The organism is Streptosporangium sp. NPDC050284, assembly GCF_044459525.1.
Taxonomy (GTDB): Bacteria; Actinomycetota; Actinomycetes; order Streptosporangiales; family Streptosporangiaceae; genus Streptosporangium.
Window position 1 is genome coordinate 1 of record NZ_JBITIZ010000060.1, and the last position, 1077, is coordinate 1077.

Annotated in this window: 1 pseudogene; it reads right to left on the minus strand. The window is 66.9% G+C overall.

What is annotated here, in order from left to right:
* Positions 1-26: 26 nt before the first annotated feature.
* Positions 27-1006, minus strand: a pseudogene (locus ACIBH4_RS39645) (IS5 family transposase).
* Positions 1007-1077: the final 71 nt, after the last annotated feature.

Genomic DNA, 1077 nt, shown 5'->3' on the forward strand with positions numbered 1-1077 from the left:
CTAGGGCCTGTACGGACTTCGGATCTTCAGGCGGGTTGAAGGCTTCGAATCCACAAGATGGCTCCGCGTAGATGAAGGCCGGCGAGGTAACTTTCGGGGGTCTTGTCGGAGCGGAAGGCCAGTCCGCGCCATTCCTTGATCCGGTTGATACAGCGTTCGGCCGTGTTGCGCTGCTTGTAGAGCCCTGGATCATGGCTGACCGGGCGACCGCCACGGGAGCCGCGGTTCTTGCGGTTGACCGCCTGGTCGGCCTTTTCGGGGATGACGGCTTTGATGTGACGCCTGCGCAGATAGAGGCGGTTGCCGCGGGAGGAGTAGGCCTTGTCCGCGGCCACCGCGGCCGGGCGGGTGCGTGGGCGACCGACGGGCAGGCGGATCTTGATCCGGGCCAAGACGGTGCGAAACTGTGGGCTGTCGCCAGCTTGGCCCGGGGTCAGGACGAACGACAGCGGACGGCATCGCCGATCGGCCGACAGGTGGACCTTGCTGGTCAGCCCGCCCCGAGAGCGGCCCAGCCCGGCCGCCGTCAGTCGTATTCGGCGCCGCCGTCGTAACCGCCGACGTTCGTCCCCGGGTTCGCCGGGTTCGCCGTTCTGAGGGTTTTGCCCCTTTGGTGCAGCCCCTTTTCCTGTTCGGCGGCTTTCTCCAGCGCCTGCAGCAGTTCGGGGTCCACGACCATCCCGGCGGAGTGGTGGTGGGCGCGGGCCGTGGTGGAATCCACGCTGACCAGGTCAAGGTCGGCCTGCCCGCGGGCAGCGGCCTCGGCGATCATCGCCTGCATCAGCTCCTCGAAGACGCCCGTCGTCGCCCATGAGCGGAAGCGGTCGTAGGCCGTGGACCACGGCCCGTACTCGGCGGGCAGATCCCGCCACGGGCTGCCGGTACGAAACCGCCACATCACCGCATTGAACTGCTGCCGCAGGTCCGGGATCGGACCGCGCTCACCCAAGGGCAGATGAGGATCGATCAAGGACCATTCGTCATCGGTGAGGTCTCCACGCGCCATGACGATGGCCTACCAGGACGACAAACCACCGCGCAGGCAATCCCGCTGATCTCAACCCCGTACAGGCCCTA